The organism is Thiothrix eikelboomii (genome assembly GCF_900167255.1).
Taxonomy (GTDB): Bacteria; Pseudomonadota; Gammaproteobacteria; order Thiotrichales; family Thiotrichaceae; genus Thiolinea; species Thiolinea eikelboomii.
On sequence record NZ_FUYB01000006.1, the window covers coordinates 53,807 to 66,363 of the forward strand.

11 protein-coding genes are annotated in these 12,557 nt (G+C 47.5%); all 11 read left to right on the plus strand.

Annotated elements, in window-relative coordinates:
* Positions 1-63: 63 nt before the first annotated feature.
* The 11 genes from B5D50_RS08560 (at position 64) to B5D50_RS08615 (ending at position 12,554) form a co-directional block, all read left to right on the plus strand.
* Positions 64-1,176, plus strand: a complete 1,113-nt coding sequence (locus B5D50_RS08560; protein ID WP_078922186.1) for a phosphoribosyltransferase domain-containing protein — start codon at positions 64-66, stop codon at positions 1,174-1,176.
* On the plus strand, positions 1,173-1,907 hold the full coding sequence (locus tag B5D50_RS08565; RefSeq protein ID WP_078922187.1) for an HAD family hydrolase: 735 nt from the start codon (positions 1,173-1,175) through the stop codon (positions 1,905-1,907). The genes B5D50_RS08560 and B5D50_RS08565 overlap by 4 nt, the downstream gene beginning before the upstream one ends.
* The gene (locus B5D50_RS08570; RefSeq protein ID WP_078922188.1) at positions 1,900-2,973 is read left to right on the plus strand and encodes a cysteine protease StiP domain-containing protein; all 1,074 of its coding nucleotides are present in this window, start codon (positions 1,900-1,902) and stop codon (positions 2,971-2,973) included. Before B5D50_RS08565 ends, B5D50_RS08570 begins: the two co-directional genes overlap by 8 nt.
* Positions 2,970-3,914: an HpcH/HpaI aldolase/citrate lyase family protein gene (locus B5D50_RS08575; protein ID WP_078922189.1), complete on the plus strand. Its 945-nt coding sequence runs from the start codon at positions 2,970-2,972 to the stop codon at positions 3,912-3,914. Before B5D50_RS08570 ends, B5D50_RS08575 begins: the two co-directional genes overlap by 4 nt.
* Positions 3,915-4,011: 97 nt before the next feature.
* Positions 4,012-4,692 (plus strand): TIGR00153 family protein, encoded by a 681-nt coding sequence (locus tag B5D50_RS08580; protein ID WP_078922190.1) that lies wholly within the window; start codon positions 4,012-4,014, stop codon positions 4,690-4,692.
* A 10-nt stretch (positions 4,693-4,702) separates the two neighbouring features.
* On the plus strand, positions 4,703-5,971 hold the full coding sequence (locus B5D50_RS08585) for an inorganic phosphate transporter (protein ID WP_234975838.1): 1,269 nt from the start codon (positions 4,703-4,705) through the stop codon (positions 5,969-5,971).
* 419 nt (positions 5,972-6,390) lie between these two features.
* Positions 6,391-7,638, plus strand: a complete 1,248-nt coding sequence (gene odhB, locus B5D50_RS08595; RefSeq protein WP_078922192.1) for a 2-oxoglutarate dehydrogenase complex dihydrolipoyllysine-residue succinyltransferase — start codon at positions 6,391-6,393, stop codon at positions 7,636-7,638.
* Between the two features lie 8 nt (positions 7,639-7,646).
* Complete coding sequence (gene lpdA / locus B5D50_RS08600) at positions 7,647-9,077, plus strand: dihydrolipoyl dehydrogenase (protein WP_078922193.1); 1,431 nt, start codon at positions 7,647-7,649, stop codon at positions 9,075-9,077.
* A 102-nt stretch (positions 9,078-9,179) separates the two neighbouring features.
* The gene (gene sucC, locus B5D50_RS08605; protein WP_327193078.1) at positions 9,180-10,355 is read left to right on the plus strand and encodes an ADP-forming succinate--CoA ligase subunit beta; all 1,176 of its coding nucleotides are present in this window, start codon (positions 9,180-9,182) and stop codon (positions 10,353-10,355) included.
* Positions 10,352-11,218 (plus strand): succinate--CoA ligase subunit alpha, encoded by an 867-nt coding sequence (gene sucD / locus B5D50_RS08610; RefSeq protein ID WP_078922195.1) that lies wholly within the window; start codon positions 10,352-10,354, stop codon positions 11,216-11,218. The genes sucC and sucD overlap by 4 nt, the downstream gene beginning before the upstream one ends.
* Positions 11,219-11,249: 31 nt before the next feature.
* Positions 11,250-12,554: a citrate synthase gene (locus B5D50_RS08615; RefSeq protein WP_078922196.1), complete on the plus strand. Its 1,305-nt coding sequence runs from the start codon at positions 11,250-11,252 to the stop codon at positions 12,552-12,554.
* The last annotated feature ends 3 nt before the right edge of the window (positions 12,555-12,557 follow it).

The window sequence follows — 12,557 nt, forward strand, 5'->3', positions numbered from 1 at the left end:
GTTTTTAGTGGATAAATTTTAGAGTTTTAGGTTTTTAGCTTTTTATTAAGGGGGGAGTGGTGGATGGCTTTAAGCGTGCAATTACAAACGGGTACTCTCACCCTGCATTTAGATCCCCCTCTTAGTTCCTATCAAGCAGATGATTTATTCGGTTTTGCACAGCGTCGTAATCCTAAGCGAGCTTTTTTATTTGTCTCTAAAGTGCTGGGTCGGCATATCCCCGTAGCCCCCTCACGGATGCGGGCTGTGATGGATGCTTTAGCCGCCCGTATTCCAGCGGATTTGCCAGGACCTATCGTCGTGATTGGTATGGCAGAAACCGCTATTAGTTTAGGTGCAGGTGTCCAACAAGCCTTAAGTCGCACGCGCCCTGATAGCTTGTATCTGTGTACGACTCGCCATCCTTTACCTGCACCGATTAGCTTAGAGTTTAAAGAAGAACATAGTCACGCGACTCAGCAGGTTTTACATTATCCACAAGCCTTGGCTCATCAACAGTTGCTACAAGAGGCGCGTTCTTTAGTATTGGTGGATGATGAGGCTTCGACAGGGCAAACCTTTGCAAATCTCGTCACTGCTTTACAAGACCAAGGTAAGGATCAGTTTGAAAGAATTATTGTCACCACCTTGACCGATTGGTCAGCCGGTCAAGCCGCTGCTCGTTTGGGGTCGCGGGCGACCCAGGTAGCTTTATTAGCAGGGCAGTGGCAGTGGCAGGCTAATCAGGCTCCGCCCCTTGAAATGCCTGCGGTAGATGTGGTGGGTACGGGTGCATGGCAGGCTCGTTGTGCACATGACTGGGGGCGTTTAGGGGTACAGACCCATACCTTACCGGTTAATGCTGAGCAACTCGGTGTTCAGCCCCATGAGCATGTCTTGGTTTTGGGTACAGGGGAATTTGTTTGGCCGCCGTTTTTATTAGCCGAATCTTTAGAGCAAATGGGTATTTCCGTCGATTTCAGCGCGACCACTCGTTCGCCGATTGCCTTGGGGCATAGTATTCAGCGGAGTTATGCTTTACAGGATAACTATGGTCAAGGGATTGCAAATTTTTTATATAATGTCGATCCAAGTGTCTATGATCGTATTTTTTTATGCACCGAAACGCCAGCCGCTTTGCTCGATGCTGATTTGCTTGCAGCCTTACAAGCGACGGTAGTGGAGTTTTATCCGTGAAGCCCATTTTACTCACTGACTTGGATGACACCTTATTTCAGACTGCCCGCAAAATGTCATGCGTAGAGCCACAATGGGTGGTTGCCAATGGTGCGGATGGTAAAGCCTTGAGCTTTCTTTATCCTTGGCAACACGAGTTTATCCACTGGGCTTTACAACAGATGATGGTCATTCCAGTCACTGCCCGAGGTATTGAGTCTTTTAAGCGAGTACAACTTCCGTTTAGTTATGGTGCAGTGTGTTTGCATGGTGGTGTGATCTTGACTCCTGAGGGGCAGCTTGAGCCGAAATGGCAGGCACAGACACAAGCCCTCCTTGATCCGTATCAAACACGCTTGCTAAATTTACTGGCTGAAGGTTTAGCTTTAGGTGAGCAGGCAGGCTTAAATTTACGGGGTTGGTTAGAAACCGTGGATACGACCGCCGTCTATCTCGTGTTTAAAACCAAGGCAGAGGTCGCTGAGCTGGATCAAATAAGGCAGTTATTGCTTGAGCAGGCTGATTTAGAGGGATTTTATCTACACCAAAATGACAATAACTTAGCTTTGATTCCTAGCCCAATTAGTAAAGCTAAGGCGGTGGCTGAGGTGATCAAGCAATGCCAAGCCGTTTATGGTCGGCGGCCTTTATTCGGTATGGGCGATAGTTTGTCTGATTTTGAGTTTATGCAGCACTGTGATTTTCTAGCCTTTCCAGCCAAAAGTCAGTTAGCAGGGCAATGGCATGAGTGAGTATCAAGGATTTTCAGGCTCTTACGCTGCTGAGGATATTCAGTTTTTATTGCGCTTGAGTGTCTTAGCTGATACCCCCGTCGAGCAAAAAGAACAGCTAATCCAAACAGGGCAGCGCCATTATTCAGAGATGTTGACCTTAGAAACAGCTCCCACGCCGGAACATTTGGCTTTGTTTAGGCAAGCGCTACAGGCAGGCAAGCAGCGTTTAGCCCTAGAAGTGCAGCAATTAGCCCGCAGCCTCGTTGAGCATCGCCCTCAACAACCCATTATCTTGATCAGCTTGGTCAGAGCGGGAGTCCCCCTTGGGGTTTTGTTAGTGCGTGCACTTCGCTCAATGGGGGTGGAGGCTGATCATTATGGCGTTAGTATTATTCGTGATCGTGGTATTGATAAAAGTGCACTCGCTTGGCTAGAGGCGCGATCGGCTGTCGATCATTGGGTATTCTTAGATGGTTGGGTGGGGAAGGGGGCTATTTTTAAGCAGCTCACTGCATCTTTAGCACCGCGCTATCCTGCTCAAGAACTTCCCTTTGTCAGTTTAGCGGATCCGACTGGGCGCTCATGGCTAGCTGCCTCCGGTGAGGACTGGTTAATTCCCTTTGGAGTGCTAGGTTCGACCATTTCTGGGCTAGTTTCGCGTTCAGTATGGTCGCCGGATGAGGGTTGGCATTATTGTATGTACTATACTCATCTGGCTGAACAAGATGTCAGTCAGGCCTTCATTGCCACAATTGAGGCTGAGTATGCACAATTACCCCCCGTTTTACCCAGTGAGTGGACGCTTGAGTTGCGCCAAAGTTTAGCCTTACAGTCTGAGGAGGCGCTAAGGCAAGTGGTGAGTCGCTATGGCATTCGCAACTTAAATTTACTCAAGCCCGGGATTGCAGAGGCCACTCGTGCAGTGATGCGGCGTGTACCTGAGACAGTCTTAGTTCAATCATTGGCTGACCCCGCCATTCGCTTACTAAACCATCTAGCTACCCAGCGAGGACTAGCTTTGGAAGTGGTTGGGGAGCTGATCGCACCTTATCGCGCTGTCACTATCATCAAAAAGGCAATATGAACGATAAACTATCGCCGTATCAACTAGGGGCAACTTTGTATATGCCCGCGACTCGTTCGGACTTGCTTGATGTTATTTTACAGCAAAAAATTCCTGATTTGCGCTCTTTGGTGATTTGTTTAGAAGATGCCATTGCTGAGCATGAGGTGCAGGCTGCTTTATTCAATTTATACGCTTGTTTAGAAGTGCTTTATCAGGCAGAACGTGGTGCTCAACCTTTGGTGTTTGTGCGTCCGCGTCATCCACAAATGGCACTTGAACTCTTGAGCCACCGTAGTATCTGTGCCTTAGACGGTTTTGTATTACCTAAGTTTGATCATGACTCTTTTCAGCATTGGCAAAAAGTGATGCAAGCTGCTCCAAACCAGTTTTGGTTTATGCCGACCTTGGAGACGGCTCAAATTCTGGATGCTTATGCGGTTCGTGAATTGCGTTTACGCTTACAGCAGGCCGAATTAAAGTCACGTATTTTAGTGCTACGTATTGGTGGTAATGATTTATTAGCCTGTTTACAACTGAGAACTCATCCGCAACATACCTTATATGATGGCCCTTTAGCTTATGTGGTGGGCATGTTAGTTGCCCAATTAATGCCTGCTGGTTTCCAACTAACTGCTCCTGTTTTTGAATGTTTTCGGGATCATACCGTGCTAAAAGCGGAGTTTCAGCGCGATTTACTGCATGGCTTAGTCGGGAAAACCGTGATACACCCCCATCAAATACCGATTATTCATCAAGCCTTGAGAGTTAAGCATACCGATTATTTAGCGGCAAAAAAAATCTTAGCTAATCATGCGCCCGCCGTTTTTCAATTAAATGGTGTGATGTGTGAGTTAACCACCCATCAGAGCTGGGCATTGCAAGTAATCGAGCGGGCTAAATACTTTGGGTGTCAGCTAGCGGAGGAGGGATCAGTGACTAGCTTGAGTGCAGTAGGTTAAGTTCTGACAGGATTAAGTTGGTCATAAGCCTTTCATAAAAACGTCATAATCGTCATAATCGCCCGTCATTAATCCTACGACCCCTAGGGTGATTGTTATGCCTATCTCCAACTATATGGCTGGTTTGTTCGGCCACTCTCCCATTCGTCCCTTACAAGAGCATATGCAAAAAGTTTGTTTGGGTGTGCAGCATTTAATCCCGCTGGTCGAAGCCATGAATGCGGGTGACTTAGACTTAGTGAAGGTTGAGCAGCAGGCCATTGTGCAAGCTGAGCACGATGCTGATGACATGAAGCATGCTTTGCGACATCAATTGCCTAAAGGCTTATTCATGCCGGTTGATCGTCGAGATTTACTCGATGTCTTAATGATGCAAGATGCGGTCATTAATCAAGCTAAAGATATTGCTGGTTTGGTCGTAGGGCGCAAAATGCAGCTCCCTGTAACGATGCGTGCGTTATTTCTTGATTATACCGCCCAAACGGTGAAGGCAGTTGAGCAAGCTTTACTGGTCATTGGTGAGTTGGATTCTTTAGTAGAAACAGGCTTTCGAGGTCTAGAGGTTGAGCGTGTCGAAGAGATGATCAAAGATCTCGGCCGCATTGAACAGACCACGGATCGCAAGCAAGTCGAATTGCGCAATATTTTATTTGAGTTGGAGGATAGCCTGCGTGCAACAGATGTAATGTTCACTTATCGCTTGATTGAGTGGATGGGGCGGGTTGCGGATGATGCGCAACGAGTGGGTACTCGACTGCAACTAATGCTAGCGCGCTAAGGAGACTGTCATGATGGCTTGGTTTAGTGATGTAAATACGATCTATATCTTCTTGGCGGGTGCTTTTGGGATTTTTATGGCTTGGGGGATCGGCGCGAATGATGTGGCCAATGCAATGGCGACTTCCGTGGGTTCGCGTGCTCTAACGATTAGACAGGCGTTGATGATTGCGGCGGTCTTTGAGTTTGCGGGGGCTTATTTAGCCGGTGGTGAGGTCACTAATACGATTCGTAGTGGGATTGTTTCGGTCGAAGCCTTCGATGAGCATCCCGAGTATTTAGTCTGGGGGATGTTGGCTTCCTTGTTATCGGCAGGTATTTGGTTAACAGTCGCCTCATTCCAAGGTTGGCCGGTTTCAACGACGCATAGTATTGTCGGTGCTATTGTCGGCTTTGCAGCGGTCGGAGTCGGGACTGATGCAGTGAGTTGGGGAGCGGTCGGGACTATTGCGACGAGTTGGGTGTTCTCGCCGTTTATTGCGGGTGTCTTGGCATTTTTGGTGTTCACTAGTATTCATAAGCTTGTCTTGGATACCAAAGAACCTTTACAGAATGCACGGCGCTATGGCCCTTATTATCTATTTGCTGTGGGCTTGATCTTATCTTTAGTCACCGTCAAAAAAGGTTTGGCGCATGTGGGCTTGAATATTCACCCCGGTATGGAAATTCCGATTGCTATCGGTGTGGGCTTATTCGTGGCTTTGGCGGGGGCGGCCTTGATTCGTCGCCTTCAATTTGATGAGCAAGCGGACAAGGCTTTCCATTTTACCAATGTGGAAAAAATATTTGGCATTTTAATGATTTTTACCGCTTCAGCGATGGCGTTTGCACACGGCTCGAATGATGTGGCCAATGCGGTAGGGCCGATGTCGGCGATTATTAGTTTAGTGCAAGAAAACGGTCAATTAGCGGCAAAATCCGCTGTGCCGAGTTGGGTATTATTAGTCGGTGCGGTGGGGATCGTGTTAGGTTTGGCAACCTTAGGTTATCAAGTGATTGCTACGGTTGGTAAAAAAATCACCGAGTTAACCCCTAGCCGTGGGTTTGCTGCGGAGTTTGCCACTGCTTCAACGGTCGTTTTAGCCTCTTATACGGGTTTACCGATTTCGACCACGCATACTTTGGTCGGTGCAATTTTAGGGGTAGGCTTTGCGCGTGGGATTGCCGCGATTGATATGCGTATTGTGGGTAATATTTTTATGTCGTGGGTTGTCACTTTACCCGCAGGCGCTATACTATCTATACTCTTTTTCTTCATGCTAAAAGGGATGTTTAGCTAAAAACGCCTTGCACACTAGCCTGAAGTGTTAAGCCACAGTTGCAATTAGGTTTCAATGATCAGCTACTCTCTAGGGCTAAAAACTAGAGGGTAGTTTGCTTGTCTCCAACTAGATCTTGATTTCTTCCAAAATCCACTGACGAGTCGGCTGCTTTTTAGCAACCTTGTTGTTTTGTCGACAATAAAAGCCTGTTTGATTTGACAGTGCTAAGTTCGGGCGTATAATGTCGACAATCTTCTTGTAAGGGCTGGTTTTAGATGTCAGTTCATTGAGTCTAATCGTGGATTTCTCTATGACAATCACCATGAAAATGTTTGCAGCTTCATGGATAGTAAGCTCTAAAAACAGTCACTGCCATTACCAGATGGTTTATCAAAACCACATAACCGCCAAACAAACCGATAGAGGATGAGGACAGGATGAGTAGTGAAATTTTAACCCCGGTATTGCCTGAGTCTGTTGCGGATGCGACCGTTGTTACCTGGCACAAAAAAGTAGGTGATGCGGTTAAACTAGATGAAGTTCTAGTTGAAGTGGAAACCGACAAAGTAGTGCTTGAGGTTCCTGCTGCGGTGGCGGGCGTCTTGGCTGAAATTACCCAGGCTGAAGGGGCTACGGTCATCAGCGGGCAGCTCTTAGGTAAAATTGAAGCGGGTGCGGCTACTTCTCTTGCCAATCATGAAGCCGCTGCGGCAGCAGCGGGGCCTTTGCCTGTGACACCGATTGCAGATGCTGCGCCGGAGCGCGTTGCCCAAGCGGTAGCGGCAAGTGTGGCTGCCAAAGCAGGTCCTGCTGCACGTAAGGCTTTAGATGAAGCCGGCTTAAGCAGAGCTGAGGTACAAGGTTCAGGCAAAGACGGTCGCATTTTGAAAGAAGATGTGCCAGCTGCTAAGCCTGCTGCTCCAGCTCCAGTAGCGGCTACTCCAGCCCCTGTTGCACCGAAAGCTCCTGTTGTTCCAACGGGTGATCGCGCTGAAAATCGCGTGCCGATGACTCGTCTGCGTGCACGGATCGCTGAGCGCTTATTAGAAGCTAAACAATCGACGGCGATGCTGACTACTTTCAATGAAATTGATATGCAGCCGATCATGGATATTCGCAATGAATATAAAGATGCCTTCGAGAAAAAGCATGGCGCTCGCTTAGGCTTTATGTCCATTTTCGTTAAGGCAGCAACGATTGCTTTGCAACGTTTCCCTGAAATTAATGCCTTTATCGACGGCAATGATGTCGTCTATCACAATTATTGTGATGTCGGGATTGCTGTTTCCTCGGAGCGCGGTTTAGTAGTTCCAGTCCTACGTAGTGCTGAGCATTTAGGTCTGGCTGATATTGAAACGAGTATTGTAAATTTTGCCAAGAAAGCGAAAGCAGGCAAATTAGATATGGCGGATTTATCCGGCGGTACTTTTACGATTACCAACGGGGGCGTTTTTGGGTCGTTAATGTCAACCCCAATTCTTAACCCTCCTCAAAGCGCGATCTTGGGGATGCATGCGACTCAAAAACGTCCTGTCGTTGTTAATGATGAAATCGTCATTCGTCCGATGATGTATGTGGCACTGTCTTATGATCATCGGATTGTTGACGGCCAAGGTGCAGTGACCTTCCTCAAAACTATTAAAGAATTGGTGGAAAATCCAGTTCGTATCGTCTTGGATGTATGAGGTCAGGTATGAGTGATTTTGATGTTATTGTGATTGGTGGTGGCCCTGGTGGTTATGTTGCAGCTATCCGTTGTGCTCAGCTTGGTTTAAAGACCGCTTGCGTTGAAGAGTGGATTAATAAGCAAGGTAAACCCGCTTTGGGTGGTACTTGCTTAAATGTAGGCTGTATTCCTTCAAAAGCGTTGCTAGAAAGTTCTGAGCGCTATGAAGAAATCGCACATTACAATGCGGATCATGGCATTACGGTAGCTGGCCTAAACATTGACGTTCCACAAATGATTGCACGCAAAGATAAAATTGTGCAGCAATTGACGGGTGGGATTGCACAATTATTCCAAGCGAATGGAGTTACTTGGTTGCAAGGTCGCGGTAAGTTACTCGCGGGTAATCAGGTACAAGTGACTGGGCAAGATGGTGCAGTCTCTACCCATGCAGGCAAAAATATCATTATTGCGACGGGTTCAACCTCGATTGAATTACCGATTGCCAAATGGTTGGATGAGCGTATTGTTGACTCGACAGGGGCTTTGGATTGGGAAACTATTCCGAAGCGCTTAGGTGTGATTGGTGCAGGTGTTATTGGTCTAGAGATGGGCAGTGTTTGGCGGCGCTTGGGCGCTGAAGTCGTTGTCTTAGAAGCTCTAGATGACTTCTTAGCTGCTGCTGATCGTGATCTAGCTAAAGCTGCTGCGTTACAGTTCAAAAAGCAGGGTTTGGATATTCGCCTAAGCTCTAAAGTCGCTGCAGTTGAAGTCGGTGAGAGCGGTTTAACCGTTACTTATAATGACAAAAACGGCGAGCAGAAAATTGAAGTCGATCGCTTAATTGTTGCAGTGGGTCGTAAAGCCAATACCCGTGATATTGCTGATGCCGCTATCGGTTTACAAGTGGATGAGCGCGGTCGTGTGGTTGTAGATGGTCATCTCAAAACCAATCTACCGAATGTTTATGCGATTGGTGATTGTGTACAAGGACCAATGTTGGCGCATAAAGCTTCGGAAGAGGGTATCGTGGTTGCTGAACAGATTGTGGGTCAAAAGCCACATCTAGACTACAACCACATTCCTTGGATTATTTACACCCACCCCGAAATTGCTTGGGTTGGAAAAACTGAGGCTGATCTGAAAACGGCGGGCGTTGAATATCGCACCGGTAGCTTTTCTTTTGCAGCGAATGGTCGGGCGAAAGCGATGAGTCAAGACGTGGGCCTGGTTAAGGTACTAGCCGATGCAAAGACTGATCGTCTGCTCGGTGTGCATATGGTAGGACCAATGGTTTCTGAGCTGATTGGTCAAGCTGTGATTGCAATGGAGTGTGAAAGCTCAGCAGAAGATGTCGCCCGGATGGTATTTGGTCATCCAACGCTGTCTGAGTCCGTGCATGAAGCTATGTTATCTGTCGATGGACGCGCATTGCACGCAGTTAACCGCAAGCGTTAATTGCACATACTAATAACACGATACGCCACGACTTGCGGTTAGAGTTCGTGGCGTTTGTGCGAACAAGACCTACGACTCAAAGTGGGTTAGCAACTAAAGGAAATCAGGATGAATTTACACGAGTATCAAGCCAAGGCAGTCTTCCGCCAATATGGCCTGCCTGTGCCAAACAGCAAAGTCGCTACGACTGCTGCTGAAGCTGAAGAAGCCGCTAAGTCCTTAAGCACGCCTAAAGTCGTGGTCAAAGCGCAAGTGCATGCGGGTGGGCGTGGTAAAGCGGGTGGGGTTAAGTTATTTGATAATCCAGCTGAAGCAGGCAAATTTGCAGGCTCTTTACTCGGCACCAATTTGGTGACTTTCCAAACCGATGCCAATGGTCAACCGATCAATACTATTTTGGTTGAAGAAACCTGCAATATTGACCGTGAGCTGTATTTAGGTGCGGTGCTAGATCGTGCTAGCCGTCGCATGGTGATTATGGCCTCGACGGAAGGTGGGATGGAGATCGAGAAAGTTGCCCATGAGACACCTGAAAAAATCCTGAAAACTGCGATTAATCCTATTTGTGGCGTGATGCCTTATCAAGCCCGTGAATTGGCCTTTGGCTTAGGCTTAAAGGGCGATCAAATTAATCAATTCACTAAGCTCTTAGTCGGCTTTGGCAAAATGTTCAAAGAAAAAGACCTCGCTTTAGTTGAAGTCAACCCGCTGGTCGTCACTAAAGAAGGCAATTTGTTGTGCTTAGACGGTAAAGTCAATGTCGATAGCAATGCGCTGTATCGCCAGCCTGAATTAGTCGCGATGCGTGACAAGTCTCAAGAAGATGCCCGCGAGATTGAAGCTTCTGAGTGGGATCTGAATTATGTCGCCCTTGAAGGCAATATCGGCTGCTTAGTGAATGGTGCGGGCTTGGCGATGGCCACAATGGACATCATCAAATTGTCAGGTGGTCAACCCGCTAATTTCCTTGATGTGGGCGGTGGTGCTACGGCTGAGCGGGTGGCAGCGGCTTTCAAAATCATTCTGTCTGACAGTGCAGTCAAAGGTATTCTGGTGAATATCTTCGGCGGGATCGTGCGTTGCGATCTGATCGCAGAAGGTATTATTCAAGCCGTACAACAAGTGAATGTGACGGTTCCTGTGGTCGTGCGCTTGGAAGGGAATAATGCTGAAAAAGGGGCAGAACTGCTGAATAACAGTGGTTTGTCGGTGATTGCTGCCAATGATCTTGGCGATGCTGCTCGTAAAATCGTGGCTGCTGTAGGAGGTGCTGCATGAGCGTATTGATTAATAAAGATACTAAAGTTTTATGCCAAGGCTTCACCGGTAAGCAAGGTACTTTCCATTCTGAGCAAGCGATTGCTTATGGCACGAAAATGGTCGGCGGTACATCGCCGGGTAAAGGCGGTAGTACGCATTTAGGTTTACCCGTATTTAATACCATGCGTGATGCAGTGGATGCGACGCAAGCAGATGCCACGGTGATCTATGTTCCAGCTCCCTTTTGTAAAGACTCCATCATTGAAGCTGCTGAGTCAGGTGTAAAACTGATCGTCTGTATCACTGAAGGTATTCCTGCTTTGGATATGCTTGAAGCGAAAATGATCGTAGATAGCTTAGGTGTGCGCTTAGTCGGTCCGAATTGCCCCGGTGTAATCACTCCGGGTGAATGCAAGATCGGTATTATGCCCGGTCATATTCATAAGCCGGGTAAGATCGGTATTGTTTCTCGTTCAGGTACTTTGACTTATGAAGCGGTCAAGCAAACCAATGAATGGGGTCAAAGTACCTGTATTGGTATCGGTGGTGATCCGATTCCGGGTACGAGTTTTATTGATGCACTTAAATTGTTCCAAGCTGACCCACAAACTGAAGCTATTCTGATGTGTGGTGAGATTGGTGGCTCTGCAGAAGAAGAAGCGGCTGCTTTCATTAAAGACTATGTGACCAAACCCGTTGCTGCTTATATTGCTGGGGTGACTGCACCTAAAGGTAAGCGGATGGGGCATGCGGGCGCGATTATTGCGGGTGGCAAAGGCACGGCTAATGAGAAGTTTGCTGCCCTCGAAGCGGCTGGTGTCATTACCGTAAAATCTCCAGCTGAGTTGGGTAAAGGTATTGCTGCCGCGTTGAGCAAATAACCCCGATCCACCCGATACTTGGAGTACCATGATGACGAAACATACCGTTACACTGACTGACAACTTGACGGGTAAGCAAGTCGAGCTGGATGTATTGAGTCCAACGATGGGTACTAAAACCATCGACATTCGTAAGCTGACTAAAGAGCTGAATCTATTCACTTATGATCCAGGTTATCTGGCGACTGCAAGTTGTTCGAGTGCGATTACTTATCTCGATGGTGACAAGGGTGAGCTGCTGTACCGTGGCTACCCGATTGAACAATTGGCTGAGCATAGTACCTTCTTAGAAGTGTGCTATTTGCTGTTAAAAGGTGAATTGCCGACTCAAGCCCAAAAGGAAGAGTTTGAATTTATCATCACTCGCCATTCGATGCTGCATGATCAAATGCAATTCTTCTATCGTGGTTTCCGGCGTGATGCGCATCCGATGGCAACAATGGTGGGTGTAGTCGGTGCTTTATCGGCTTTCTATCATGAAGACCTGAATATTCATGATCCGATTCAGCGTGAGCGTTGTGCACATCGGTTAATCGCCAAAATGCCAACAATTGCTGCTTGGAGTTTCCGCTATTCACGCGGTCTGCCGTTCATGTATCCACTGAATAAACTTGGTTATGCGGACAATTTCTTGCGGATGATGTTTGCTGTACCGACTGAAGACTATGAGGTGGATCCTCTCTTAGCGAAAGCCTTGGATGTCATTCTGATTCTGCACGCTGACCATGAGCAAAATGCCTCAACCTCAACCGTGCGGTTAGCAGGTAGCTCAGAGGCAAATCCTTATGCAGCGACCGCAGCAGGGATTGCTTCTTTATGGGGACCTGCCCACGGTGGAGCGAATGAAGCCGTTATCAATATGCTGCGTGAAATCGAAAAATCCGATCAACCGCTGTCACATTGGGTGGCGCGTGCTAAAGATAAGAATGACCGTTTCCGTTTAATGGGTTTTGGTCATCGTGTTTATAAGAACTATGACCCACGTGCGAAGATTATCCGCAAATTGGCTAACGAAATTCTGGATAAATTGCCACCGGGTAATCCTAACCAGAAGTTATTCGATATCGCACGTGAATTAGAGCAAATCGCTTTAAGTGATGAGTTCTTTAAAGAGCGTGGCTTATATCCCAATGTTGACTTCTACTCAGGTGTGATCTTCCTGAGCATGGGGATTCCAGTCACGATGTTCACCGTAATGTTCGCTTTGGCACGGACGGTTGGCTGGATTTCTCAGTGGAATGAAATGATGGGTGATGAAGAATCACGTATTGGCCGCCCCCGTCAGCTCTATGTCGGTTCGCCGCGTCGTGATTATGTGCCAGTGGCTAAACGGTAATTC

Bases quoted from the DNA above. Each gene is read 5' to 3' on its own strand.
- B5D50_RS08560 (WP_078922186.1), top strand. From the start codon at position 64: ATGGCTTTAAGCGTGCAATTACAAACGGGTACTCTCACCCTGCATTTA.
- B5D50_RS08570 (WP_078922188.1), top strand. From the start codon at position 1,900: ATGAGTGAGTATCAAGGATTTTCAGGCTCTTACGCTGCTGAGGATATT.
- B5D50_RS08575 (WP_078922189.1), top strand. From the start codon at position 2,970: ATGAACGATAAACTATCGCCGTATCAACTAGGGGCAACTTTGTATATG.
- B5D50_RS08580 (WP_078922190.1), top strand. From the start codon at position 4,012: ATGCCTATCTCCAACTATATGGCTGGTTTGTTCGGCCACTCTCCCATT.
- B5D50_RS08585 (WP_234975838.1), top strand. From the start codon at position 4,703: ATGATGGCTTGGTTTAGTGATGTAAATACGATCTATATCTTCTTGGCG.
- odhB (WP_078922192.1), top strand. From the start codon at position 6,391: ATGAGTAGTGAAATTTTAACCCCGGTATTGCCTGAGTCTGTTGCGGAT.
- lpdA (WP_078922193.1), top strand. From the start codon at position 7,647: ATGAGTGATTTTGATGTTATTGTGATTGGTGGTGGCCCTGGTGGTTAT.
- sucD (WP_078922195.1), top strand. From the start codon at position 10,352: ATGAGCGTATTGATTAATAAAGATACTAAAGTTTTATGCCAAGGCTTC.
- B5D50_RS08615 (WP_078922196.1), top strand. From the start codon at position 11,250: ATGACGAAACATACCGTTACACTGACTGACAACTTGACGGGTAAGCAA.